Below are 23,507 nucleotides of genomic sequence, written 5' to 3'. Positions count from 1 at the left end.
TCTCTTTTTTTATTTATTATGTATTAAACTCAACATTTCATTTACTACTTCCTTATCATCGAAATGGCTTCTTTCGCCTCTCACTTCCTGATAAGTTTCATGGCCTTTACCTGCCACTAGAATAATATCTCCCTTTTGCGCAAAACTACAAGCCAATTTTATCGCTTCCTTTCTATCAGGAAGATTGGTTACTTTTCTCACTTGAGAAATAGGCACTCCCTTCTGCATATCGGCAATGATAGCTTCCGGCTCTTCATATCTAGGATTATCAGAAGTTAAAATCACTCTATCACTAAACCTGCAAGCAATTTCTGCCATCAAAGGCCTTTTCGTTGTATCTCTATTCCCTCCGCAGCCTACTACCGTTAAGACTTGTTCATTACCCGTTCGTATATTATCAATAGTCTGCAACACATTTTCTAAAGCGTCAGGGGTGTGTGCGTAATCTACTATGGCCGTGATTCCAGCATTATTTGGCACTTGCTCAAATCTGCCATTATTCAATTCGATTTGAGATAAATTCATTAGAACCTCTTCGCTTTCCTCCTCCAAAAGGTGTGCTGTTGCATAAGCTGCCAATAAATTATAAGCGTTGAAATAGCCAATTTGCCTAAACCAAACATCTTTTTGATCAATATTTAGCTCCAACCCTTGTAGCGAATTACTTAAAACTTTGGCTTTATAAGTTGCCATCATTTTTAAGGAATAAGTATGTTTTGAGGCTTTACAATTTTGCAACATCACCATTCCTCTTTTATCGTCAACATTTACCAGCGCAAATGCATCGGCAGGCAAATCATCAAATAATTTCTTTTTGGCTTTTATGTAATTGTCAAAAGTCTTGTGATAGTCTAGATGCTCATGTGAAATATTAGTAAAAACGGCTCCAGCCAATTTTAAGCCTGCCATTCTCTCTTGCTCAACAGCATGACTACTGGCCTCCATAAAAACTACATTACAGCCAGACTCCACCATCTTTTTTAAAAGCGAATTCAACTGTAAAGCGTCAGGTGTAGTATGAGTTGCAGGAATTACAGCATTATTAATCTGATTTTGAACCGTAGAAATCATTCCCGTGTGATAACCTAAGTTCATAAAGAGCTGATGTAACAAACTGACAGTCGTTGTTTTACCATTTGTACCCGTTACAGCAATCAGCTTCAATCTCTCAGAGGGATGACCAAAGTAATTATCTGCCATAATGCCCAAAGCTTTGGCAGAATTATCCGTCTGAACATAAGTTACTTCAGGATGAATTTCAGTAGGAATATCTTCACAGACTACAGCTACTGCTCCTTGCTCTACTGCTTTAGAAATATATTCATGACCATCTACTTGAGTCCCCTTAATGGCTATAAACACATCTCCAGCCCCTACAATTCTAGAATCGAACTGAAGTGCATCTATAGCAATATCAGTGGCACCCGAAATGCTGATCAATTTTACTTTATATAATATGTCTTTTAAGTTTGCCACTAACCTACTTCTAATTTAATTGTACTTCCCTTCAATGCTCTCGAACCCGGATATTGTGATTGCTGAGAAACCCTTCCCTTTTCCCCTTTCACTTCCACCTTCAAGCCTGTATTTTCTAAAAGATATAAAGCATCCCGCAATGTCATACCCCTAACGTCAGGAACCAATCCTTGCTGATGATCATTATTCGGTTGCCATTTGATGGAGTTATTATGAATGGAAGCTCGAACCCATTCAATTTCTTGTCCATCAGCATGATTTGAAACACCCAAATAATTCAGCATGGCTGATAAATCTTGTTTGTTACCAGCTTGAACCACAGGGAAAATACCAGTTTCAGGCTTATCAGCAAGCTCATATTCCTCATGCATATTCAAATCCAGCGCAAATATTTTGTCGGCAATCTCTTTAAAAACCGGGGCAGCCACATCGGAACCATATTGCTGATATCCTTTAGGATTATCCATTACCACAATGGCTGAATATTTGGGGTTATCTGCAGGAAAATAACCGGCAAATGAAGTATAGTATTGCCTAACATAGCGCCCATCTTTCAAACTTTGGGCTGTACCCGTTTTACCTGCTATTTTATACTCCGAATTGCTAATGTTAGATGCAGTTCCATTTTCTACAACTCCTTCTAACATGATCTTTAATTTATCTAATGTTTCTTTTGAGCAAATCTGACTGCTGATCACACTGGTTTTGAAAGTATTAATTTCTTTGTCTGTTTTCTTAATTGATTTCACCAAAAGCGGACGGATCATTTTCCCGTTATTCGCTACTGCATTAAACAAAGTTAAAGTATGTAATGGCGTTAATTCCAAGCCATAACCATAAGCCATCCATGGCAAAGTGATTCCGCTCCACTGCTTGATTGGTGGAATATTCGGCTTCCCTTCTCCGACCATTTGAAAACCTAATGGCTGCGTCACTCCCATTGTTTTCAAGTAATCTAGGAACCGCTGTGGATTTTCACGAAATGTTTCATCTACTAATTTCGCAATGGCAATGTTAGAAGATTTCTCAAATGCATCTTGAATTGACATTGTTCCATAACCACCTGGTTTATGGTCCCTCACTTTGTCCTTATAAAATTTCAATTCTCCATTACCAGTTTCAATAGAATCAGAAAGTTGAATATTTTTTTCCTCCAAGAGTGCCATATAAGAAGCTAATTTGAAGGTAGAACCCGGCTCTCTTAAACCATGGCTTCCGACCGCATAATTATAAACTTCACCATATTTTCCACTTGAAAGCTTTTTCAGATTAGAAATAGCTTTGATTTCTCCCGTCTTAACTTCCATAACCACTACACAGCCCATATCGGCATCATGCTTTATTAAATGACGTAATAAGGCTGATTCAGAAACATCTTGTAGATTAATGTCAATGGTTGTTTGAATATCAAAACCGTCTTTGGGCCTGATTTCAGAACCATCATTTACAGGCCTCCAACTGCTTCCAGAAATTTTCTGGAATAATGCTTTCCCATGGGTTCCGGCTAAATACTTATTAAAGCTGTATTCCAGGCCAGCTCCATAATCGTTCTCATTTAAAAATCCTATAGTTCGGAAAGCCAGATTTGAGAATGGTCTAAATCTTTTATCTGTTTTAGTGAAAATTACTCCGCCACCTAATCGTCCTTCACGAAAAATAGGCCATGTTTCCATTTCCTTTTTCTTTTGATAACCAATTAGGTCACTTGAAAGGAAAATGTACTGCTTTCCTTTTTGTCTGGCCGAAGTTATTCGTTGTTTATAATAAGTTGAGTTACGCCCAAAGCTTTTTGATAACATTAAGCTTAATGAATCAATACTTTCTCTGAATAATTGATCATCTGCTATGGTGGGATCAAATGCTACTTTATAAAAAGGCAAAGAAGTAGCCAATAAACTTCCATTGTCAGAATAAATATTCCCCCTAGTAGCTTTCACTTCCTGATAGCTCATATTGATTTCCTCAGCCATTTTTTGCCATTTATCTCCCTCCATCCATTGGATGTGGAAAATCTGGTACATAATAGCCCCAGCAAAAATGACAATAGCCAAAAATGCCAATCGAACTCTGAGCAATATGGACTTCTTAATATTCACCTTTTTCTATTACTATTTTGAATGGTGGTTTTTCTGATTCCTTTAACCCTAATTTTTTAACTTTTTTTGCAACCTCCGATTGTTTGGATGCAAACATATATTCTGATTTCAAAGTGGTATAATCCGCTCTTAAATCCTCCACTTCTTGATGAAGCTTATCGATTTTACGCGTGGTCTTATCGGCATAATGACTATTACCTATATAAAAAATTCCTATCGCTACTAAGAATAAAACATACGGCAGATAATGCACTGGTAATCCCCCTTCGCCATTATTCCCGCCCAGCTTTTTATCCAACTTGGAGAATATGCTCCCTGAAGCTGAATCTTTCGCTTGGTTTTTATCCTTCTTTTTAAACGTATTTTCACTCATAACCTTTCAGCTACTCTTAATTTTGCACTTCGAGCCCGATTATTACTTGCTAATTCATCCTCCTCAGCAGTAATAGGCTTTCTATTGATCGCTTTAAATGGCTTCAATACATTTCCGTAGAAATCCTTTTCCTCTTCACCGTCTAATTTACCTTTATTAATAAAATTTTTTACCAATCTATCTTCCAAGCTATGGTAGCTCATCACTACCAAACGACCGCCTGGCTTAATCAAGTCTTCCATCTGCAACAAGGCTTCTTCCAAAGCTTTTAGCTCCTCGTTCACTTCAATTCTGAGTGCTTGAAAAACCTGTGCGTAATATTTATTTTCTCTGCCGCGCTTAGCGAATTTCTGTAACACCTCTTTCAATTCTCCTATCGTATTGATGGGAGCATTGGCTCTTGCAGATACAATAGCAGAAGCTAACGTTTTGGCATTTCGAACCTCGCCATAAAGTCCTAAAATTTTATGCAACTTCGCTTCACTGTAATCATTCACCACTTCTTTTGCACTCACCGGAGCATGCTGATCCATTCGCATATCCAATTCTGCATCAAAGCGAGTGGAAAATCCTCTTTCGGCTTTATTGAACTGATGGGAAGAAACTCCTAAATCAGCTAATACCCCATCAACTTCTTTGATACGGTATAATTTCAAATATTTTTTTACAAATCGAAAATTAGCCTGAACAAACTCAAAACCAGAATGGGCTATTGCTTCGGCATTGGCCTCAGCATCCTGATCCTGGTCAAAGCCAAATAGCTTTCCTTCCTTAAGTTTTTCTAAAATAGCTTTTGAGTGTCCCCCACCGCCAAAAGTCAAATCAACATAAATGCCGTTGGGCTTAATAGCCAAACCCTCCAGACATTGCTGTAACATAACCGGTTCGTGATATTCGCTCATAGGGATTAAGATTCAAAAAGGTGTTTCTCAGCTAAATCAGAAAATTCTTTCTGGTCTTTAATGAGGTAATCATCATATTTCGATGCATCCCATATTTCAACTCTATTTCCCATCCCTACTACTATCGATTCTCTTTCTAATCCGGCAAAGGCCATCATGTTCTTAGGAATCAAAATTCTTCCGGCACTATCGAGTTCCACGATTGCATTGCCCCTGAAGAAATTGCGCTGTAGATTTCTGTATTCTGCATTAAATTCGTTCAAGCCGGCAATCTTTGAAAAAATCTTTTTGTATTCGAGCATCGGGTAAAGCACCAAACATGGCTCAAATCCTCTGCGCACCACTATTTCATCACCGCTACCCTCAGGTAGAGCATTTTTGATCTTGGCAGGCAAGACCATACGCCCTTTGGCGTCTAGCTTACAATCATATTCACCGGTGAAGAATGCCATGCTTACAGTTTACACAATTTCTTATATGCAAAGCTAAAACAATATGCGACATTTCATACCACTTTCCCCCACTTTTTTACACTTTTCTTCAAAAGATTACATTCTTGACATAAAAAAGTCAAGGAAAACTGGCTCAAAATAAAAGATTCGCAGTATTTCTTTCTGTCCTCGACTATTGATTATTTCCGGTCGATGAAAAAATAAACTCCTGTTATTCAATAAGTTATGACTTTCATAATTTCTATTGGAAAATATCGTAACTATTTGGAAATCAGAAATAAATCGTAATCCAAGAAAAAATACAAAGTGTAAGATTCAAAAAACCTGACTTTTGGGTGTAATCTTTACGCAAACTACAGCAAAGCCAATATTTCGGTTCTATCTTGATCAAATTCGGGTGGTGGGGCAAGGTGGGAGATTCTTCCCATGAATGATAAATTAGCCGCAAAATTTCTTAATCCTGTTACAGATTCCTCAAATTTCATAATCATTTCTTGGCCGTCATTTCCTTCCAAAGCCTGTCCAACCGATTGCAATTTTCCGGCAGGAACCTGAGCAGATTTTAATTTATTGAGTAGGGTTTCCGATTCAAAAGACTGGGCTTTTTCCAGCAATAATTGATTTAATTTTTTTCTATTTTCTACTCTCGAGGCATTGGTTTTAAAATCTTCATCCAGAGCCATTTTGGGTATTTCCAAAATATCACAAAGTTTTTGAAATTGAGTATTGGTCCCTACAGCCAAAAGAATTTCTTTTTGATCGGAAGTATGCAAAACTGTTCCATAAGGTGAAATATTAGGATGCTCAGCCCCCATCTTTTGCGGATCGTGGCCTGCAATCAAATAATTTGTAGCCTGATTGGCTAATGAAGCAATTGCAGATTCAAATAGTGATACTGATACTTTTGCTCCTTCATTGGTCTTAAGCAGGTTGATATATGCTAGTAAAATTGCTTCTTTCAAGTGATGTGCAGCTAAAACATCCACTAGAGCAACTGGCATTTTCAAAGAGCTACCGTCAGGTTCGCCATTCATACTCATAAAACCGCTTTCCGCCTGGATGATGGCATCGTATCCCACCCGTTCATTATCATCTCCATAGCCTGTTATTTGGCCGTAGATAATCTTAGAATTGATGGACTTTAAAGATTGATAATCAACCTTCAACTTCTCAGCATCACCTGCTTTATAACTGGCAATTACGATATCGGATTTGGTAATTAATTTATGTAAAATGGATAAGTCTTGCTGATCAGTGATATCGAGTCCAATTGATTTTTTACCGCTGTTCGCTGCCGAGAAATAGGCTGAAACTGAATCTTCAGCATTTTCATTGTTAAGCTTCCATGAGCGGGTGACATCGCCATTTGTTTTTGGATTTTCTATTTTAATTACTTCAGCGCCTAGCTCAGCAAAAAACTGACCTACAGAAGGACCTGCGAGGACGTTTGCTAATTCGATTACGCGAAGGGTTTTGAAGATTGGAGGCATATTTAATTTTAAAAGTAAATTTGAAATTGGTATAAATTTCGTATGATGAATTTATGAATATTTCTTTCCATTTGGTTACATATAGTAGAAAATAATGTCTCAGCTGGCATTTTTACCTATTTACTTAATTAGATTTTTGATTCAGTTATCAGTTAGTAGCAGAGTTCAATACTTTAATATCACTCAATCTTTTTTCTTGATAAAAAAGATTCAAAAAATCAAGAAAGTTTAATGCTTCGACCCGCTACACCCACGCTGGCTTGTCTGCACAAGCAGGCCCGCTAAACTTTCCTCCCCCCCCCCGCACTCTTCGAACAAATTTTGTAGATTAATTAAATTGAGAAGATTTTATGAAATTTCACATTCCACTAGCCTCCAGCTCGCAAGAAAATAGCAATTTTGCAATACTTTATGGTATTGTTAATCAACAATTGCTTTGAAAAAAAAACTAAACCTCAGTCAATTTCCACTTCCCTCTTTTGAACCAGATAATTGAAATTACTGCTAAAAGTGCAAAGGCAAAAACAATCCCCAGGTAAACACCATCAGAACCAAAACCTAGATCATTTGCCATGAAATAGGCCAATGGAATTTGAAACAGCCAGAAGCATACAAAATTAATGATTGTAGGTGTTTTGGTATCCCCCGCCCCGTTGAAAGCATGACTCAACACCATACCGTAAGCGAAGAAGATATAACCAAAGCAAATATAGCGCACTGCCTTGATAGCTTCTTTTTTTACCGTCTCTACATCCGTGAAAATCCCTACAATTTCATTAGAAAAAATATAGAAAATTAAAGACACCGAGAAAAGGAAAACAACATTATAACGAGCTGCCAACCAGACGGATTTCTCGGCTCTATCCGGTAGTTTTGCCCCTAAATTTTGTCCCACTAAAGTTGCGCCTGCATTGCTAATTCCAAAGGATGGTAGAATCGTGAAAATGATAATTCTCAGAGCAATCGTGTAGCCTGCCAAAACTTCACTTCCAAAATTAGATATGATTCGAACTAAAAATATCCAGCTTGCGGATTCAATTAAAAACTGTCCTACTCCACCGGAAGCAATTTTTACAATCCTTTTCAGAACCGCGAAATCTGGCTTAATATGTTGAAAAGAAACACTGATCACACCAGTCCCTTTCAAAAGGTGATACAATTGATATAAAACCCCAATGCTTCTGCCTATTGCTGTAGCCACCGCAGCGCCAGTCACACCCATGGCTGGGATAGGTCCCCATCCGAAAATAAAGATCGGATCTAGGATCATGTTCAAAATATTGCTTAACCACAGAGCACGCATGGCTATGGCAGCATTTCCTGCGCCACGGAAAATTCCATTGATCAAGAAAAGCAGCATAATGGTACCATTGCTAGCAAATAGAATCTTAGTGTACCATTTGCCCTCTTGAATTAACTCTTCTTCGCCTCCCATTAATCGAAGAACATCCTCGCCATAAATAAAGCCTGCCACACTCAAAACCAAAGAAACTGCTACTGTCAAAATGATGGATTGAACTGCTGTATGAGAGGCTTCCTTCTTCTTTTTCTCCCCGATTCGTCTGGCCACCATAGCGGTTGCTGCCATGCTTAAACCAATTCCTAATGAATAAACAATAGTGATTACGGATTCCGTAAGTCCAACAGTAGCCACTGCATTCGTACTCACCTGAGCCACAAAAAACACATCCACCACGGCAAAAAGCGACTCCATCACCATTTCTAAAACCATAGGAATAGACAATAGAATAATAGCCCGGCTAATTTTTATATTAGTAAGGTCCTCATTAGTGCCTTTGATAGCATACTGAAGAAATACGATATATTTTCGGATTCTTTGAAGCATTGAAATGCGATTTACACAAAAATTTAATAATGAGTTAATTTTAACTGATTAAATTGCTGTTACTTATTTTAAATCCATAGTAAAATGAAAAATCTAATTCTCTTTTCCCTAATTCTTATGATTTCGGCATGCTCCCAAACTCCTGAAAACTACGAAAACATAGACTGGCAAGGCCACAGAGGAGCCAGAGGGGTTTATCCTGAAAATACCTGGCCTGCATTTCAATATGCCATAGATCAAAACATGACTACTTTGGAAATGGATGTAGTCATCACCAAAGATGAAAAAGTGGTGCTTTCACATGAACCCTATTTAAACCACAAAATATGTTTAGATACTGCTGGTCAACCCATCACTGAAAGAGCAGAAAAAGGATGGAATATATACAAAATGACTTACGAGGAACTGCAAAAATGTGATTGCGGAAGCCTGAAAAACCCTGATTTCCCAAATCAAAAACAAGTTAGTTCTCCTAAGCCCTTACTCTATGATATTATTAAAAAAACAATTGAATACTGTGAAAAAGAAGGAAAAGAGCTTCCTTTTATGAATGTGGAAATTAAGTATGAAGACGGCATGCAGAATGTCTATCATCCTAATATCAAGAAATTTAGTCGCTTAGTCTTTAAGGTACTATTTATGGAATACCCACAAGAAAAATGGAACATCCAATCATTTGATTTTGATGTATTGAAACACTTCCATAAAACTTTCCCTAAAGTTCCATTGGCCGCATTGGTTTATGAAAGTGGTGCTTGGGAAAAACAGTTTGAAGAATTGGGGTTTACGCCTGCAATTTACAGTCCTTATCACCAATTAGTGGATAAAAATATGGTGACTTCGCTTCATGAAAAAGGAGTAAAAATCATCCCATGGACAGTAAATGAAGAAAAAGATGCTAAAAGATTACTGAAAAAAGGGGTTGACGGCATTATTACAGATTATCCTCAATTAGCCGACAAATTCCGCAATAATCCTTAATTTTGCTGTGAGAAAAAAGATATAAAACCTGTCAGGTTTTATTTAATTAAATGTAACATATAGTAAAATAATTACTGTACCCTTAATATCTTAAACCTGACAGGTTTCTGCTTTTTTTTGAAAAGAGCAATCTCATAATTCCTAATTATTAAATACTAATTAAATATTATGTCCAACAAAAAATATGATGTTTACGGAATAGGTAATGCCTTAGTCGATATTATCACAGAAGTATCAGAAGAGTTCGTACTGGAGAATAAAGTAGAGAAAGGGGTAATGACATTGGTTGAAGAAGATCGTCAGGCAGAACTACTCAATTCTATGAAAATTACGGAAGAGCACATGCAAGGCGGAGGATCTGCTGCCAATACCTTAGTAGCCGCGAGTCAGTTTGGTGCCAAAGGATTTTACTCTTGCAAAGTAGCCAATGACACTGAAGGCGTCTTCTTTCTTAATGATTTGAAAGCAAATGGGCTAGATACTGTTTTAACTCCAGAAACTGCACCCGTTGGGACAACAGGGAAAGTTTTGGTGATGACCACTCCTGATGCTGAAAGAACGATGAATACCTTCTTAGGAATTACTTCTGATTTTTCTGAAAAAGAAATTCATGAGTACGCACTTAAAGATTCTAAATATTTGTATCTGGAAGGATACTTAGTGACTTCTGAAAGTGGATTGGCTGCTATGAAAAAAGCTAAGAAAATTGCAGAAGAAAATGGCGTAAAAACTGCCTTAACTTTTTCAGATCCATCGATGGTGAGATATTTCAAAGAGCAAATGGAATCTGTGGTGGGTGCTAGTGTGGACTTACTATTCTGCAATGAGGAAGAAGCTGCTTTATTCACAGGAGAAAATGATATTGAAAGTATCCGGGAAGAATTAAAGAAAGTGGCGAAGAAATTTGCCATCACGCAAGGGAAAAATGGTGCTGTTATCTATGATGGAGACACATTTATTGATATCGAACCCTACCAAGTAAAAGCCATAGACAGCAATGGTGCAGGTGACATGTTTGCCGGTGCTTTTTTATATGCCATTACCAATGGTCATAGCTATGCTGATGCTGGAAAATTAGCCTCTTTGGCCAGTTCGAAAATCGTTACGCAAATGGGACCAAGATTAACTTGGCCTGATGCTAAAGAGTTATTGAATAGATGGCAGAATAATTAGTAATAAATAATAACAAAATAGAAATTATAAATAATTTTCGAAATGGAATTTAAAAGCCTCTTAACGTGATTTAGAGGCTTTTTCTTTTTCAAATATGTTGATCAACCAAAATCGTATTTCCATCGGGGTCGGTAATTACAAAACTTGCCGGACCGCTTTTACTCCCGTCCGTTTCTTGAGCAAATTGAATCCCCTTGCTTTTCAATTCCTTTTCAATTGCTCTAACATCATCATAACCTTCCACTTCCTGAGCACTTGAATCCCAGCCCGGATTGAAGGTCAAGATATTTTCCTCAAACATGCCTTGAAAAAGTCCAATCAAAGAATCCCCATTTTTCATAATGAGATAATTCATTTCCATATCTCCTCCAAACTTTTCAAATCCTAGCTTTTCATAAAAGCTCTTTGAGGTTTGTAGATCCTTTACTGCTAAACTGACTGAAAATGCACCTAACTTCATTTTATACAATTTTTCTTTAACTTATGTAATCAATTTAATAAAAAAAAATTAGTTAGCCGTTTCTTCGACCCAATTTTTAATTATCGAAATTTTTGATCACAAATTCCCCCACTTCTTTTCCCACCTCTAAACCAACTTCATTATCTGTTCTAAAATGTACCCCTCCTTCAAAACGCGATTCTGAACATTCCAAAGCGAGCTGACGAAACTGCCTCTCATCCCTTGGAAATAAATAAGACAACACCTCAGCCAATGCACCGGCCACAGTAGTATGTCCCGCAGGATAGCCAGGAAAGTTTGGAGTCTGCACTAGTAAAGGTTTAAATTCTGGATCATACTGGAAGGGTCGAATCGTCCAGTAATGATATTTTCCGTCCCATGCTGCAATGGTAGCATCAAAGCGGGCAGTATGAAATAAGGCTGTGGCAAAAGCCGATTCAAAGGCATCCAAATTATACTCCAAGATTTTACGTTCAATCAGGAGATCAAAAACGGGTTGACTTTTCCATTTCCAAGCAATATCACTGCTTTGGTGGGTTTTATTGAATTGGCGCAGTTCTTCCATTTCCTCTTCCCAATCATTTGGCGGTGGCCCAGGAAGGAATTGATCTTGACTTTCTAAGGTCAATGGTTTCCACTTTGCTTTCATGGGATCCCATTTACTGGGAGTTCCCAACCATAAATTTTTACCTTTAGGAATCTTTCCGTTCCATATTTCTTTCGTCCCATCAGTTTTAGCATAATTTATATATTCTGCTGCTATCGCTTTACCAATTTTAATCCCCTTCTCAATATCGGAAGGAAATTGTAAAGCGGTTTTGAGCCGGGCTTCCTTAAACTGAGAAAACAGGCTATCCATTTTTCCTTTGCTTTCAGGGAAATAATAAGAGATTACTTGATGGGCAGCAGCTGCTGCTGCACTCCATTCACAGACAAATGAAGAGTAATCAGTTTTTATTCCAAATTGAGTAATTCCCTCATTTAATTCATAGGGTGGGCTTTGATTAAATTTTAGTTTGCGTTTCCAAACTACTGCCATTGCATCGTAAATTGCTAAATGCAAAATTGCGACTCTGCCACCATTTTTATGACCCTGATATTCATTACCGATCTCCATTAAAATCTGATGCCATCGGTAAGAGGGGTAAGCATTATTCCAATACTTAATTTGTTGGAGGTCAGAATCATTGAGGTTTTCTTGCAATAGTTGAATACTCTTAATTTCTTCAGCCATTTGTTTCTCCGACAATGGATCAAACTGTTCTGCAAAATCAAATTTAAAAGCTCTGTATTCAGTTAATTGGGCATTACTTCCTACACTTGATAGCATGGCTAGTAGAAAACTTAAAGAAAATATAAGCTGTTTACAGTAATCTGAAAATTTAGTCATTAGCACTTTATTTTTCGCAAAAATAAGCAAGACATGGTTAATAAAAAATCTCACTATTAATTACCAGATACCAATTATTAAACCAGCCAGGTATGCTTTCCTAGCACTTTTTATTACTTCAAATCAACGATATCTTTCCTTGATTTCACATTCAATTTTGAATAAATACTGCTGAGGTGCGATTTCACTGTGCTCAAACCAATATTGAAATGGTCAGAGATCTCTTGGTTACTAGCCCCTCGTTGCAAAACCTCAAATATTTTTCGTTCCTGGATACTTAATTTTTCTAAATCACTAGCTTTTTTAAATCTTGTCCTGAAGATTAAAAATCCGATAACCGTGGACATCAATACAATAGTGACAACAAGTAAATAAGAATTTGAGCTTTGATCTTTAACTGGCAATTCACTCCGAAAAGCCTTGAGGTATTCACTATCTGTATTGTCCCACTTACTAAAATAAGTTTCTAAAAACTCAATATTCGAAGGATTTCTTGAATTAAGGTCACTATTACAAAGTGCATAAAGTGAAACTAGTAGGTTATTTGAAGTATCTGCAATCAGCTGCAAATCCTTCTGCAATTCTGATTCAAGCAAGGCACGCTTTGATGCAGAACTTTCAGAAGCGATACTATCCGCAAAAAAAAGCAACTGCGTCACTTTCTGAAAATCAGAATTACTACTTGATCGCATGAAACTGACCTGTCTAAATGGTGGGTTTTTAGATGTATTGATTAATTCAAGATTACTCTCGCTGTTTGCAATGATGAACAAGTGGTTTTCATTTTTTCCTCCAATTATCAATGTTGCGCGGCTATCCCCTTTTTTAATGAGGTGAAGCCTGTAGAGATTATCTGATTTAGGTAAGAAATCTAAATGGAATTGGAAGTAGCCAAGACTGTCAATGGTAGCCGCTGCCAAAATCATTTCATTCGACATCAAATACATATCATCAAACGTAGGTATATGAGATAAGTAAATCTTAGAATCCCAAGAGTCATCTATCGTTAACTTTCCCGATATTTCAACTTCTGATTTCTCTAGACCTAACATACTCATAGGATTTAGAATAAAGCAAATAGAAAATACTATAACATACCTACCTAGCATACTGTCTACAATTAATTTTCCGTACGTGCCTGAATCTCTATTTCACCACTTGCTTCGGTAGGAATTATCTGTATTTTCCACTGTCCTGCCTGCGGTTCATTTAAGGACTTCCTAATCGTACCCTTCGCCATTTCTCTCTTTATTGAATTAAGCTGTGTTCCCACTGTGAAGTTCCCTTGCTTCTTGTTATCCGGACTGTAGAATTCAATTAAAAGCTGTCCACCCGAAACAGATGTGCTAATTATAAGGTCAAATCTGATGGTATTTTCTGAAATATTTATGATTACCTCTTTTGACTCTGAGTCGTTTTCCAAAATAATACTTCTTTGCAGATCCAGCGAGGTCTGTGACTTATTTGAAATAGAAACACCATTGTTCTGAGATTGTCCATAAAATGTTATTGAACACATTAGAAGGAAAGTAAATAAAACTAGACTGTGATTTTTCATGACTACATAATTATAAGTTTAACAATCATTTTGTCAAAACTATTAGACTTCACTTTATAAAAATAAAGAATTGGGTAGGAAAAAGGTCTCATATTAGTATGAAAAAAGGCTTAACCCCTCTTCTAAGCTGTATTACCAAGTTCTTTCCCATAGCTGGAATCTTATTCGCTAAAGAAGCACTATCTTTAAAGCTTGATTTGTCAATATCCATATAGATGTGAATACTGTTATAATCAAATAGGTGATTAAATTAAATTTCCAACCATAATGCTGTTTTTTGGAGATGAAATAAACAAGTAGAAAATTTATTATGATATAGAAGATATGTAAAGTGGCAGATCCAATATTAAGATAAATACCTATTCTTCCTAAGTCATTTGGATTTTTACCTATAAAACTCAATGCACCTGATAGAACAGCCATATAAAAACACGTAAATAGAAATGGATAAAGGTTATAGTTTGAATACTTCTTTAGTAATAAGTAAAAAATAATCGCCTGAACAAGGGAAATAATCGGACCAACTGAACTGATCAATTGAAAGTGCCAGTCATGATAATACTTCCTAATTTCAGGATAGGCGGTATTGAGAGTCATTCTCATTTCATATCCAAGCAATTCTCCCATCATCCAATGCGAGAACTCATGAATTAAAAAAGTGAAAACTACAGCTAATAATGAATAGAGGATATATTTTAAATTCCACATGTGAATACCTTAGATGTATAGACTAATTGTTACGGTAAATTAAAATCTTTTTTCTTATGATTCACAATTCTTGCAAATAAAACACTGCTCTACAATTCCTTCTTGTCGAGCTATCCTAAAAAAGGCTATCTCTTTCATTTATTTGAACATTGCGTCTCCAATATGGCAGCTATTTATATTAGAAACTGCAGTCAAAAGGATAATCACGACTTGCTCCTCTTTTCGTTCATGCTTATGCCAGACGAATTCGCCTGGAAGTTTGAAATATTGACCATTCAATTCACCCACAATTTAAGTTGACCCATTTTCATATATAAATGAGAATCTTTGATTACTGTTTACTTCTTTGATAAATAAGGTATTTTAATATCAAAAGCTAAAAATCATAGTACTTCTTAGTTTTCATTCTAAAAACACGTTTGCAATTGCTTTCACTAGCAACAAATATGGGGAATTTAGGAACCCATTGGAAAACTATCCATCCTACTTTATCCAGCCCACCTTCTGCCTCCAGTTGTCCATTTCTTGCTTTCTTTTTTCAAAATCAGCTGGGGGAACATTATTTTCCAATCTGGCTTGCTTTCTAATTACCTCCGTTTGCTGTTCCAGCGTGTTTAGCCCAATCGATTTTCTTCGTTCGTTTACTTGAGCCCAATTATCAACTCTATTTGGACTTAATTGCCTCTCCTCGCTCCAATCAAATTGAGTGCCGTAGTGTTGTGGATTACCCTCCAAAACCGCTATCCTGTCGGTCAGGTAAGCTAAATTCTTTGGGTTAGCCTTTTTTGCCTTAACTTCATTTTCGAGTAGCTGTGCACACTTCCGCATGAAGTCGGGCCGACTAATTGAATGTTGAATGATCAACCAGCTGGCTTCAGATGCTTCTTCGCCCACTTTCTCAGGGGTCGGATAACCAATTGCATCTATAATTTCATCAAGAATCCCTGCATTCTTGTTATGCAGCTCTTCCATTTCTTTATCATAACTTTCCCCTAGCTGGCCTTTGTCCACAAGTTGTTGTCGAAGCGCCAGGTCAGCTTTCTTTATTTTAGTTATTGTACGAGTAATTTCTGGGTAGGTCATATTGAAAAAAAGTTGCTTCTTGTAACACCGAGGCGAAAAGTGAAGACTTTCTGGAAAGTTTCATTTCCAATGCTCTGAAAAGCATGTATACGATAAGACGTACTCTTAAATCCTATAACTGCCATTTCTATTAATCTGGGTTCAACTTTTTTAGAAATTCAGATTTTCATTAAATCCAATATTCTGTGTTTTATCTCGATATAGTCTGCTATTGCATTGAAAACTTTTAATTGCAACTCTCTATGTACAGCAGTCCTGAATCCTAAATTATGAATCTAACTCAGCTTACTCTAAAATATTTCATGCTATCATTCTTCTAATTCTAAAAAGTTAACAGCATTATCGTAAAATATTTTCTTTTTGTCCTCTTCAGTAAGAAAACTATAACTATTTAACTCGTTTATACTTTTTTCAATGGCATGCGGCCACACCATCTGGTCGGAGCCAAACATAACCCGGTCAATTAGCCCATATTTTTTCGCATTCCTTAAAAATTGCTCCGCAAAATCCTTCGGTTGCTCGTGAACCCAGAGAATAACACCTAAATCAGTATACAATTGGGAATATTGAAGCATCAACCTTAGGGCATTTTCATAAAAAACTTCCCCTGCATGCATCATATAGATTCTCAAATTTGGGAATTTAGCGAGGACATCCTCAATTAAATAGGGGTCACCAAATTTAATTCTAAAATTCGGACAACATCTATAAGTAATATCAGCTGGTCCTCCTCCCGTGTGAACAGCTACTGGAATATCGTATCGTTCGCAAATTTTTAAAAAGGGCTCAAATTTGGAATCTGACAATGCAAGTCCATCGTAGGCAGCTCCTATTTCTCCAAATACTTTCAGTTCGCCAGATTCAATTAGTTGCCTAAAAGCAATCGTATCCTCTGGTGGACTATTTGTATAATAGCCTGGGATAAAAATTCCCTCCTTATCCAATTTATTTGCCCCCCCGATAGTGCTGACGTCCGCTTTTTTAACATTGTATTTATGGAGAACTTTCAGCAATTCAAACCTATAAGTTTGATAGTCTTTTGGGGACATGACACCATCAGGCGCTGGAGCTGTGTAATAAGTTTGCTCCGTATAATCATGAAGATGCATGTCAATAATTGGTTGATTACCTCCTTGAGAAAAACTAAAAAATGGTATAAATATCAGAATGTTCAATACCCTTTTCATTTCGTCTGGTTTTTAATTCATCAAGCCAGTCAATAAACACGTAGCCTATTAAAATTAAGAAAAATTAAGTTAATTACCGAGGTAATTGGTAGGATTATATTTTTTAAATTAATTTTCATAAAAAAGTCAATCCTGCAGTTTACCATACCGTCTACGGTAAAATGAAATCACATTAACCTCATAACAGCCATGATTTTTAAAAGAATGCTAACAACCTCGATCTATCTTGTTCTCAATATTTGATTTATATATTCGTCAAGTTCTTGCGAATTTTGTACGCCAGTAACTCTTCGAAGTCTATTATTTTTTAATCTAATGTCTAATACTTTATTGCTGAACCTCTCTCCAACTTTTATAGACTTTATGTCGTCAAATAAAATTACATTCTTGTTTGACCGAAATAGATTTAAGGAGAAAAGCACCAAATGAGCTAAACCAATAAACAAACCTGACCAGAGTAAAAATTGGTCGCCCGTTTTAAAATATCTAAATACAGATATTACTCCATAAATCGTCCACATACCCGAGCTTAATAATTGCATTAGATTTTGTTTCTTAGAGTTATCTGAAATTTTCAGTCCACTTGGGGCAAATGAAATTTCTCCTTTCTTTAGTTTGAATGTCTTATTGATTTCAATTTTCATTTTGATTGCTAAGGGGCGCGTGTAAAAACCCGTTTGTTTTACTGGTCTATGGAATACTGAAAGTAGTAATTTATGCTTTCTCCGCAAACTGATACACTTCATTAATTGCAAAAGCTTTGAATAATTAAGCACCAAACTTGACCAAAGCAATATCTTTGGTTGCCAGCTATGAAAAGCAAGCATAAATTACAGGCAATTTAGCACTCGATTTCCTACAAGGTGCTGAGCAAATGGGTTTTATATGATGTTGTGGAGTCGTCTGTTTAATTCCCATTTACTTGAAGTTCTACTTTATTATTACTCAAGTTTACATATCCTCTGAAATAGCAAATGCCTCCATCATCTGGAATTATTAGCTTCCTATTGAAGTAGTCTATGCTGTCTGGGAACTCCATCAGTTCACACAAGCAATTAATCATGAGTACTTTATGGTCATCATCGTAGTAACCGAAGTATTGTTTGTAAACAGAGTCTACAATTTCAGGCGAACCTTTAAAAAAATAATCTGAACTATTAATCTCCTTCTTAAACAGAATTAAACCTTTTGAGATGTCTTCTTTTGTGGGAATAAAGGTTTTGTAATTTTTTGAGTAATAGTCATGCTCATGTATTATCACGGAATACTTGTCCACATATGTAGAATTCTTGTTGTTACAAGCAAATACTAAAAACAGAAATATAGTTGCTGAAATTTTTCTCATCATTGTAACACTAATGCTCCACAACGACCGTATAAAACCCGTTTGCTATACTGGTCTATGAAATACTGAAAGTAGTAATTTATGCTTTCTCTGCAAACTGATGCACTTCATTATTTGCAAAAGCTTAGGATAATTAGGTGTCATATTTGAACAGAACTCTATTCTTGTTTGCTCGCTATGAAAAGCAAGCATAAATTACGGGCTATTTAGCAGACAAGTGGCTACAAGGTGGTGAGCAAATGGGTTTTATATATTGTTAGTAGCTATTTTTAGATCAATATTTCATCTTCATAAAATATTTCTGATGCCAACAAAAAATTAGTTGGTGGAAATGAAGGATGTGGTGTCTCAATCTTTTTTGCGCCAATTACTGTCCCTTTTACCTTTAAATTTTTCGAGGTATATGTCGGGGTATTACCAGAATGAATTATCTTAATGATTACACCTTGCTTAAAATCAATATAGTCGAAGTTTATTAGAACAGTATGTCCATCAACCTTATCAAGTTTAAAATTATTTGCTTCTTTTGAGAAATAGATAATCTCATAATCATAAATTACTTCATCTTCAATTTCAATTCTCAAAGGATCTATTTGTGTTAAATCAGAATTTTTTATCGTTCTTTTTCCAGCGTTATAGAACGCAACCTTCGTATATGATAATGTCTCTACTGGAACTCCTTTATACTCAGCTGTAATTTGAATATCTGAAATCGTATTTTTTGATTTTGAAATTAGATTATTTGTTCTATTAAATGCACAAGGTCTTTTTATTACCTTAGACTTTCTGTATGTAACCACGGCAACAATGATTGAAATTATTCCAATCAAATAGCCGGATATGATGAACCATACTGAATTAATTATTTCTTCCATGAATCGCTGATAATGATGAAGCTTTATTGCTACTAACCTTTAGATTGTAACCATATAATTATTCCAAGATTTCCATTTATTATAAAATCCTTAAATTAATAAAGAAAAAGAAGCAGTTTGAGTACCATGCGCTAACCAGGTATTAAGACCTATCGGGCGATTCGGCAAACTGCTTCTCATTTACAGATTCAAATGGATATCAGGGAACGTTGACCACGTGGACCCAATACCAAGGTTTAGAATTTAATTAAATGAAATTATGAAGAAACTGTCACTTAATCAAACAATGTACGCTTACATCATAGGAATTGATGTAAGTAAGGAGAGTTTAGACGTATGCATGATTGATACCACGACTGGTGAGTATGAAACAAAAGTGTTGACTAACACTAAGGAGGGTTATTTGAATATGAAACGGTGGATGAAAAGCTTGGGTAATGAAGTGGAAAGTCAAAGCTTGTTCTGCATGGAACATACCGGAATCTATACCAGAAATCTAGTAAAATACCTATTGAGTGGAGGCTGTAAAGTTTGGATGGAATCTTCTTTACACATTAAAAGAAGTATGGGCTTAGTAAGAGGCAAGTCGGACAAAATCGATGCCGAGCGGATAGCCATCTTTGCTTACACTCATCAAAAGGAGGCTAAATTAGTACAACTGACGTCTACCACCCTAGATAGGCTTCAGTACTTAATGCGAACTAGGGTTCGTTTAATGAAAAGCAAAGAGAGTCAGGAGAAAGCCATCAAGGAAATGGAGACTTTTGATAAGAAAGCAGGAAGAGAAATGCGCTCCATGTGTAGACAAGCACTGACGGGTTTAAAGAATTCCATAGAAAAGGTCGAGGCCAAGATGTTAGAGCTGGTAAGTATTGATAAAGAAGTACGAGCATTATATGAGTTGATCACTTCAGTAAAGAGTGTGGGTAAAGTACTAGCAATAGATCTGATTGTGTACACCCATGGCTTTAGTAGAATGCTAGATGGAAGAAAATTAGCTTGCTATTGCGGTGTAGCTCCTTTTGAGTATCAGAGTGGGACAAGTGTTTATGCACCAGCTGGCACCTCTAAATTTGCCAATAAAGTGTTGAAAAGCCACCTACATATGGCTTCGATGAATGCCATTAGGTGTCTGAGGAATTACGGAATTATTACTTGAGAAAAGTAGAAGAAGGTAAAGGGAAAATGAGTGCCATCAATGCAGTTCGGAATAAATTATTACATAGAGTAGTAGCGGTTGTTAAACGAGGAACACCATATGTAGAGAAATTGGATAAAAAATAGATGAAAAGCTTGAAATTATCATGGATATCGCCTGTATAAAACCCGTTTGCTATACTTGGCTATGAAATACTGAAAGTAGTAATTTATGCTTTCTCCGCAAACTGATACACTTCATTAATTGCAAAAGCTCTGAATAATTAGGTGCATACTTGACAAAAGCAATATCCTTGGTTGCCAGCTATGAAAAGCCAGCATAAATTACGGGATATTTAGCACTCAATCTCCCACAAGGTGGTGAGCAAATGGGTTTTATATGATGTTAAGTACATTTTTTATAGATTCATAAACGCCTCAAAGTACTCATCTGTAACTCTAATTTGACTATCTACTTCTACAGTTAGTTCGAGGAAGAGGTTTGGCTCATTCCAGTAATCAAAATCTTTAATAAAGAATGTAGTGTCTTGGTTGCTAATGCTTAATCTATAAGCTGTCTCAGGATTTAATTCAAGATTATATAGTGTATCAATTTCTTGATGAACTTTAGGTGCTTTGAAGGTTTTGTTGTCAATTTCTACGGATATGTTCTTTAAATCTTTATTGGTTTTGAGACTAAAATTAAAGTTTATCTGTCTTGGTTGAGAATAGTAATTAGAATTACTGGAATAATTGAACTGATAAAAAAGAAGAAAGGAAATAAAAACTATTCCAAATCCTACGATTATAGCAATGTTTCTGTTTGGATTTCTTCTTGGTCTTCGTCTTATCATGCAGAGTAATTGTACTTAACGCCACTGTATAAATTCGTGGCTGATTAAAAGTATAAAAAATTCAATTAACTACCGAGGCAATCCGCAGGATTGGGTTATTAATTTAATTATCACCAATAAGGCAATCCTGCGGATTGACGGGCTTTCTACAAAGAGCCAGAGGAACATTAACCTGCTCACAGCCATGATTTATACAGGATGTTATATGCATTTATTCTACAGCTAGCTCTACGAAAATCGGTAAATGATCGGATCCAATATCTTCACCAACTTCTCTAGATTTAACAGAGATTCCTTTAGAGACTAAGCAGTGATCAAGAGTTGTTTTAGCAAGGTTGAACCAAGTTGGCCAAGTTGTAAGTTGGCCAAATCCTTTTCTTGTGTCAATAAGTCCAGATTTCGATATGAGTTCCTTGAAATGAGTTGAGAATGATGAAGTGTTTAGGTCTCCGATCACAATTACCTCATGATCTAGTGCTGATACTAGAGTTCCAAGTTCAGAAAGTTGTGTGTTTCGATGATCAAAATACCAAGTATCAACAGGGGGTAAAGGATGAGTGGTAATTAACCTAACTCTAGAAGTTCCCAATAGAATATCACCTTGAATTGACGGCACTCCTGCGTCTCCAATTTTCAGTTCTTCTAATTCTGAGATATTCATTTTACTGTAAACAGCTATTCCGAAGTTATCGTCTCGCGGTATGGTCAAGCGGTACTTATAGGCCTTCAGTTTTGGTTCTAGCATCATTTGCCAAAGATTGTTGAACTCTTGTAGCACAATTAGGTCGGGGTCCTTTTGTTTAATGTACTCCTCAACATCCTCAAATTGACCGTTCGAGCTAAGCAGGTTGATGCAAACAATTTTAGTCGTTTCATTTAGGCTTTTGTCTTTGTTGCCTCCGAAATATAAAGGAGCTATTTCTATCAGAATCGCAATTATGAATGGGATGAAGATTAAAGAAAGCTTTCTTTTTATAAAGAATAATATAACTGTTCCGATTGTCAGAATTAGAAAATACTGCCACTTGAAATGGCTGAATAAATCCAGTTTCCAGTTAGTCTGCCCGAAATAACCAAGGATGCTGAAAAAAGCAGTTACAGCAACAGCGAAAACCAAAATGTAAAAGAGGAATTTCTTCATGAAAATATATGAAACGGTTATTGCATATAACGACCGTATAAAACCCGTTTGCTATACTGGTCTATGAAATACTGAAAGTAGTAATTTATGCTTTCTCCGCAAACTGATAGACTTCTTTAATTGCAAAAGCTTAGAATAATTAGATTCCAGAGTTTGCCAAAGCAATATCTATGGTTGCCAGCTATGAAAAGCAAGCATAAATTACGGGCTATTTAGCAGTCAATTTGCTACAAGGAGGTGAGCAAATGGGGTTTTATACAATGTTGTAAATCGTTTCTATTCGGTGTCCTTCTTTAGCCTTTTAGGATTCATTCTGGTATCAAAAAAGGTAACAATTTTTATTGATTTGCTATCATATTTGTAGTACATGGTAGTCTGCTTTGATATTACAAATCTGTGAAGCCCTTTTACCGAATCAGATTTTGGTGCGCTATCTGGGTATTTTGAAATTTGAGCAAATGCGGTGTCGAGCTTGCCAATAAAAGCCTTTTTCACCTTCAGAGACCATTCCAATTCAAGATATTCAAGCAGTTTTTCTAACTTGTTAGATGCTCGTTTCGAGAGTAATATTTCTCTCATTACCGGTGTCTTGCTATAAAGTCATCGTAGTTAACCACTTCTCCTTTTTCAAGCTCTTCTATTCCCTTTAGAATATCCTCTTTCTCATTCTCCGGGAGAGTTGTCCAAAAGTCCGATTCTGGTTGTTTTACAAATAGATTCTTAATTGATTCAAGAATAGTTGGATTATCAGTTTCGAGAATCATTTTCATAATTCTCAGTTTTTCGGCTTGAATGTTCATGCTCTTTTTATTTTTACAAAGATAATAAAATAAACGCAGTCGTAAATAAACAGTTTTAATGCATTGATTTTAATAGTAACAATTGACAATTTAGAACAGAATGATTTACAACAAGTGAATATAGTCACCCCCTGGTGACTATATATACCTTATGTCAGGCAATCTAATGGATTTTAGCTG

Annotated in this window: 25 protein-coding genes; 4 read left to right on the top strand and 21 right to left on the bottom strand. The window is 36.2% G+C overall.

Annotation, left to right across the window (positions count from 1 at the left end):
• Positions 1-9 precede the first annotated feature (9 nt).
• From AAC601_RS01680 to AAC601_RS01650, 7 genes are all read right to left on the bottom strand, one after another.
• Entirely contained in the window at positions 10-1,476 is a 1,467-nt protein-coding gene (locus AAC601_RS01680; RefSeq protein ID WP_303272071.1) for a UDP-N-acetylmuramoyl-L-alanyl-D-glutamate--2,6-diaminopimelate ligase, read from the bottom strand.
• Positions 1,476-3,572: a penicillin-binding protein gene (locus AAC601_RS01675; RefSeq protein ID WP_303272070.1), complete on the bottom strand. Its 2,097-nt coding sequence runs from the start codon at positions 3,570-3,572 to the stop codon at positions 1,476-1,478. The genes AAC601_RS01680 and AAC601_RS01675 overlap by 1 nt, the downstream gene beginning before the upstream one ends.
• Positions 3,562-3,945, bottom strand: a complete 384-nt coding sequence (locus AAC601_RS01670) for an FtsL-like putative cell division protein (RefSeq protein ID WP_303272069.1) — start codon at positions 3,943-3,945, stop codon at positions 3,562-3,564. Before AAC601_RS01670 ends, AAC601_RS01675 begins: the two co-directional genes overlap by 11 nt.
• A complete protein-coding gene (gene rsmH / locus AAC601_RS01665) occupies positions 3,942-4,847 on the bottom strand; it encodes a 16S rRNA (cytosine(1402)-N(4))-methyltransferase RsmH (protein WP_303272068.1) in 906 nt (301 codons plus the stop codon). The genes AAC601_RS01670 and rsmH overlap by 4 nt, the downstream gene beginning before the upstream one ends.
• Positions 4,848-4,852: 5 nt before the next feature.
• Positions 4,853-5,299: a division/cell wall cluster transcriptional repressor MraZ gene (gene mraZ / locus AAC601_RS01660; protein WP_303272067.1), complete on the bottom strand. Its 447-nt coding sequence runs from the start codon at positions 5,297-5,299 to the stop codon at positions 4,853-4,855.
• A gap of 353 nt (positions 5,300-5,652) precedes the next feature.
• The gene (locus tag AAC601_RS01655) at positions 5,653-6,789 is read right to left on the bottom strand and encodes a CoA transferase (protein WP_303272066.1); all 1,137 of its coding nucleotides are present in this window, start codon (positions 6,787-6,789) and stop codon (positions 5,653-5,655) included.
• Between the two features lie 448 nt (positions 6,790-7,237).
• A complete protein-coding gene (locus AAC601_RS01650; protein WP_340152291.1) occupies positions 7,238-8,635 on the bottom strand; it encodes an MATE family efflux transporter in 1,398 nt (465 codons plus the stop codon).
• Positions 8,636-8,719: 84 nt separating this feature from the next.
• Between AAC601_RS01650 and AAC601_RS01645 the strand changes: the two genes are divergently transcribed.
• Both AAC601_RS01645 and AAC601_RS01640 read left to right on the top strand, forming a co-directional pair.
• On the top strand, positions 8,720-9,616 hold the full coding sequence (locus tag AAC601_RS01645; protein ID WP_340152290.1) for a glycerophosphodiester phosphodiesterase family protein: 897 nt from the start codon (positions 8,720-8,722) through the stop codon (positions 9,614-9,616).
• Between the two features lie 168 nt (positions 9,617-9,784).
• Positions 9,785-10,789 (top strand): adenosine kinase, encoded by a 1,005-nt coding sequence (locus AAC601_RS01640; protein ID WP_303272063.1) that lies wholly within the window; start codon positions 9,785-9,787, stop codon positions 10,787-10,789.
• Between the two features lie 88 nt (positions 10,790-10,877).
• Here the strand turns inward: AAC601_RS01640 and AAC601_RS01635 are convergent, their stop codons facing one another.
• The 10 genes from AAC601_RS01635 to AAC601_RS01590 all read right to left on the bottom strand — a co-directional run bounded on the left by AAC601_RS01635 (position 10,878) and on the right by AAC601_RS01590 (position 19,395).
• The gene (locus AAC601_RS01635; protein WP_303272062.1) at positions 10,878-11,249 is read right to left on the bottom strand and encodes a VOC family protein; all 372 of its coding nucleotides are present in this window, start codon (positions 11,247-11,249) and stop codon (positions 10,878-10,880) included.
• Between the two features lie 76 nt (positions 11,250-11,325).
• Entirely contained in the window at positions 11,326-12,639 is a 1,314-nt protein-coding gene (locus AAC601_RS01630; RefSeq protein WP_340152289.1) for a vanadium-dependent haloperoxidase, read from the bottom strand.
• 113 nt (positions 12,640-12,752) lie between these two features.
• Positions 12,753-13,691, bottom strand: a complete 939-nt coding sequence (locus AAC601_RS01625; RefSeq protein ID WP_340152288.1) for a helix-turn-helix transcriptional regulator — start codon at positions 13,689-13,691, stop codon at positions 12,753-12,755.
• Positions 13,692-13,759: 68 nt separating this feature from the next.
• Positions 13,760-14,197 carry a hypothetical protein gene (locus tag AAC601_RS01620; RefSeq protein WP_340152287.1) on the bottom strand — a complete coding sequence of 146 codons (438 nt, stop codon included), beginning with the start codon at positions 14,195-14,197 and terminating at the stop codon, positions 13,760-13,762.
• 168 nt (positions 14,198-14,365) lie between these two features.
• Positions 14,366-14,905, bottom strand: a complete 540-nt coding sequence (locus AAC601_RS01615) for a hypothetical protein (RefSeq protein WP_303272058.1) — start codon at positions 14,903-14,905, stop codon at positions 14,366-14,368.
• Between the two features lie 483 nt (positions 14,906-15,388).
• Positions 15,389-15,988 (bottom strand): DUF6624 domain-containing protein, encoded by a 600-nt coding sequence (locus tag AAC601_RS01610; RefSeq protein WP_340152286.1) that lies wholly within the window; start codon positions 15,986-15,988, stop codon positions 15,389-15,391.
• A 308-nt stretch (positions 15,989-16,296) separates the two neighbouring features.
• Positions 16,297-17,175: an amidohydrolase family protein gene (locus AAC601_RS01605; RefSeq protein ID WP_340152285.1), complete on the bottom strand. Its 879-nt coding sequence runs from the start codon at positions 17,173-17,175 to the stop codon at positions 16,297-16,299.
• A gap of 221 nt (positions 17,176-17,396) precedes the next feature.
• Positions 17,397-17,921: a hypothetical protein gene (locus tag AAC601_RS01600; protein ID WP_340152284.1), complete on the bottom strand. Its 525-nt coding sequence runs from the start codon at positions 17,919-17,921 to the stop codon at positions 17,397-17,399.
• 161 nt (positions 17,922-18,082) lie between these two features.
• The gene (locus AAC601_RS01595; protein ID WP_340152283.1) at positions 18,083-18,451 is read right to left on the bottom strand and encodes a hypothetical protein; all 369 of its coding nucleotides are present in this window, start codon (positions 18,449-18,451) and stop codon (positions 18,083-18,085) included.
• 338 nt (positions 18,452-18,789) lie between these two features.
• Positions 18,790-19,395 carry a hypothetical protein gene (locus tag AAC601_RS01590; protein WP_340152282.1) on the bottom strand — a complete coding sequence of 202 codons (606 nt, stop codon included), beginning with the start codon at positions 19,393-19,395 and terminating at the stop codon, positions 18,790-18,792.
• Between the two features lie 259 nt (positions 19,396-19,654).
• Between AAC601_RS01590 and AAC601_RS01585 the strand changes: the two genes are divergently transcribed.
• Together AAC601_RS01585 and AAC601_RS01580 are read left to right on the top strand one after the other, a co-directional pair.
• Positions 19,655-20,554 carry an IS110 family transposase gene (locus tag AAC601_RS01585; protein WP_340152281.1) on the top strand — a complete coding sequence of 300 codons (900 nt, stop codon included), beginning with the start codon at positions 19,655-19,657 and terminating at the stop codon, positions 20,552-20,554.
• Positions 20,551-20,679, top strand: a complete 129-nt coding sequence (locus AAC601_RS01580; protein WP_340152280.1) for a hypothetical protein — start codon at positions 20,551-20,553, stop codon at positions 20,677-20,679. The genes AAC601_RS01585 and AAC601_RS01580 overlap by 4 nt, the downstream gene beginning before the upstream one ends.
• A gap of 272 nt (positions 20,680-20,951) precedes the next feature.
• On the opposite strand, the gene AAC601_RS01575 is transcribed toward AAC601_RS01580, so the two are convergent.
• The 4 genes from AAC601_RS01575 to AAC601_RS01560 form a co-directional block, all read right to left on the bottom strand.
• Positions 20,952-21,386 carry a hypothetical protein gene (locus tag AAC601_RS01575; protein WP_340152279.1) on the bottom strand — a complete coding sequence of 145 codons (435 nt, stop codon included), beginning with the start codon at positions 21,384-21,386 and terminating at the stop codon, positions 20,952-20,954.
• Between the two features lie 211 nt (positions 21,387-21,597).
• Positions 21,598-22,527 (bottom strand): endonuclease/exonuclease/phosphatase family protein, encoded by a 930-nt coding sequence (locus tag AAC601_RS01570; RefSeq protein WP_340152278.1) that lies wholly within the window; start codon positions 22,525-22,527, stop codon positions 21,598-21,600.
• A gap of 276 nt (positions 22,528-22,803) precedes the next feature.
• The gene (locus tag AAC601_RS01565) at positions 22,804-23,106 is read right to left on the bottom strand and encodes a type II toxin-antitoxin system RelE/ParE family toxin (protein ID WP_340152277.1); all 303 of its coding nucleotides are present in this window, start codon (positions 23,104-23,106) and stop codon (positions 22,804-22,806) included.
• Entirely contained in the window at positions 23,106-23,327 is a 222-nt protein-coding gene (locus AAC601_RS01560; RefSeq protein WP_340152276.1) for a hypothetical protein, read from the bottom strand. The genes AAC601_RS01565 and AAC601_RS01560 overlap by 1 nt, the downstream gene beginning before the upstream one ends.
• Positions 23,328-23,507 lie beyond the last annotated feature (180 nt).

Origin of the sequence: uncultured Marivirga sp. (assembly GCF_963974845.1) — a bacterium.
In the GTDB taxonomy this organism is placed as follows: Bacteria; Bacteroidota; Bacteroidia; order Cytophagales; family Cyclobacteriaceae; genus Marivirga; species Marivirga harenae.
This window is presented reverse-complemented; position numbering and strand designations above follow the sequence as displayed.

Excerpts from the sequence above, each read along its gene's own strand:
- AAC601_RS01615 (WP_303272058.1), bottom strand. The coding sequence starts at position 14,905 with ATGTGGAATTTAAAATATATCCTCTATTCATTATTAGCTGTAGTTTTC.
- AAC601_RS01645 (WP_340152290.1), top strand. The coding sequence starts at position 8,720 with ATGAAAAATCTAATTCTCTTTTCCCTAATTCTTATGATTTCGGCATGC.
- AAC601_RS01640 (WP_303272063.1), top strand. The coding sequence starts at position 9,785 with ATGTCCAACAAAAAATATGATGTTTACGGAATAGGTAATGCCTTAGTC.
- AAC601_RS01575 (WP_340152279.1), bottom strand. The coding sequence starts at position 21,386 with ATGATAAGACGAAGACCAAGAAGAAATCCAAACAGAAACATTGCTATA.
- AAC601_RS01655 (WP_303272066.1), bottom strand. The coding sequence starts at position 6,789 with ATGCCTCCAATCTTCAAAACCCTTCGCGTAATCGAATTAGCAAACGTC.
- AAC601_RS01650 (WP_340152291.1), bottom strand. The coding sequence starts at position 8,635 with ATGCTTCAAAGAATCCGAAAATATATCGTATTTCTTCAGTATGCTATC.
- AAC601_RS01635 (WP_303272062.1), bottom strand. The coding sequence starts at position 11,249 with ATGAAGTTAGGTGCATTTTCAGTCAGTTTAGCAGTAAAGGATCTACAA.
- AAC601_RS01590 (WP_340152282.1), bottom strand. The coding sequence starts at position 19,395 with ATGGAAGAAATAATTAATTCAGTATGGTTCATCATATCCGGCTATTTG.
- AAC601_RS01560 (WP_340152276.1), bottom strand. The coding sequence starts at position 23,327 with ATGAACATTCAAGCCGAAAAACTGAGAATTATGAAAATGATTCTCGAA.
- mraZ (WP_303272067.1), bottom strand. The coding sequence starts at position 5,299 with ATGGCATTCTTCACCGGTGAATATGATTGTAAGCTAGACGCCAAAGGG.
- AAC601_RS01610 (WP_340152286.1), bottom strand. The coding sequence starts at position 15,988 with ATGACCTACCCAGAAATTACTCGTACAATAACTAAAATAAAGAAAGCT.
- AAC601_RS01630 (WP_340152289.1), bottom strand. The coding sequence starts at position 12,639 with ATGACTAAATTTTCAGATTACTGTAAACAGCTTATATTTTCTTTAAGT.
- AAC601_RS01570 (WP_340152278.1), bottom strand. The coding sequence starts at position 22,527 with ATGAAGAAATTCCTCTTTTACATTTTGGTTTTCGCTGTTGCTGTAACT.
- AAC601_RS01565 (WP_340152277.1), bottom strand. The coding sequence starts at position 23,106 with ATGAGAGAAATATTACTCTCGAAACGAGCATCTAACAAGTTAGAAAAA.
- AAC601_RS01585 (WP_340152281.1), top strand. The coding sequence starts at position 19,655 with ATGAAGAAACTGTCACTTAATCAAACAATGTACGCTTACATCATAGGA.
- rsmH (WP_303272068.1), bottom strand. The coding sequence starts at position 4,847 with ATGAGCGAATATCACGAACCGGTTATGTTACAGCAATGTCTGGAGGGT.
- AAC601_RS01620 (WP_340152287.1), bottom strand. The coding sequence starts at position 14,197 with ATGAAAAATCACAGTCTAGTTTTATTTACTTTCCTTCTAATGTGTTCA.
- AAC601_RS01670 (WP_303272069.1), bottom strand. The coding sequence starts at position 3,945 with ATGAGTGAAAATACGTTTAAAAAGAAGGATAAAAACCAAGCGAAAGAT.
- AAC601_RS01605 (WP_340152285.1), bottom strand. The coding sequence starts at position 17,175 with ATGAAAAGGGTATTGAACATTCTGATATTTATACCATTTTTTAGTTTT.
- AAC601_RS01625 (WP_340152288.1), bottom strand. The coding sequence starts at position 13,691 with ATGTTAGGTCTAGAGAAATCAGAAGTTGAAATATCGGGAAAGTTAACG.
- AAC601_RS01600 (WP_340152284.1), bottom strand. The coding sequence starts at position 17,921 with ATGAAGTGTATCAGTTTGCGGAGAAAGCATAAATTACTACTTTCAGTA.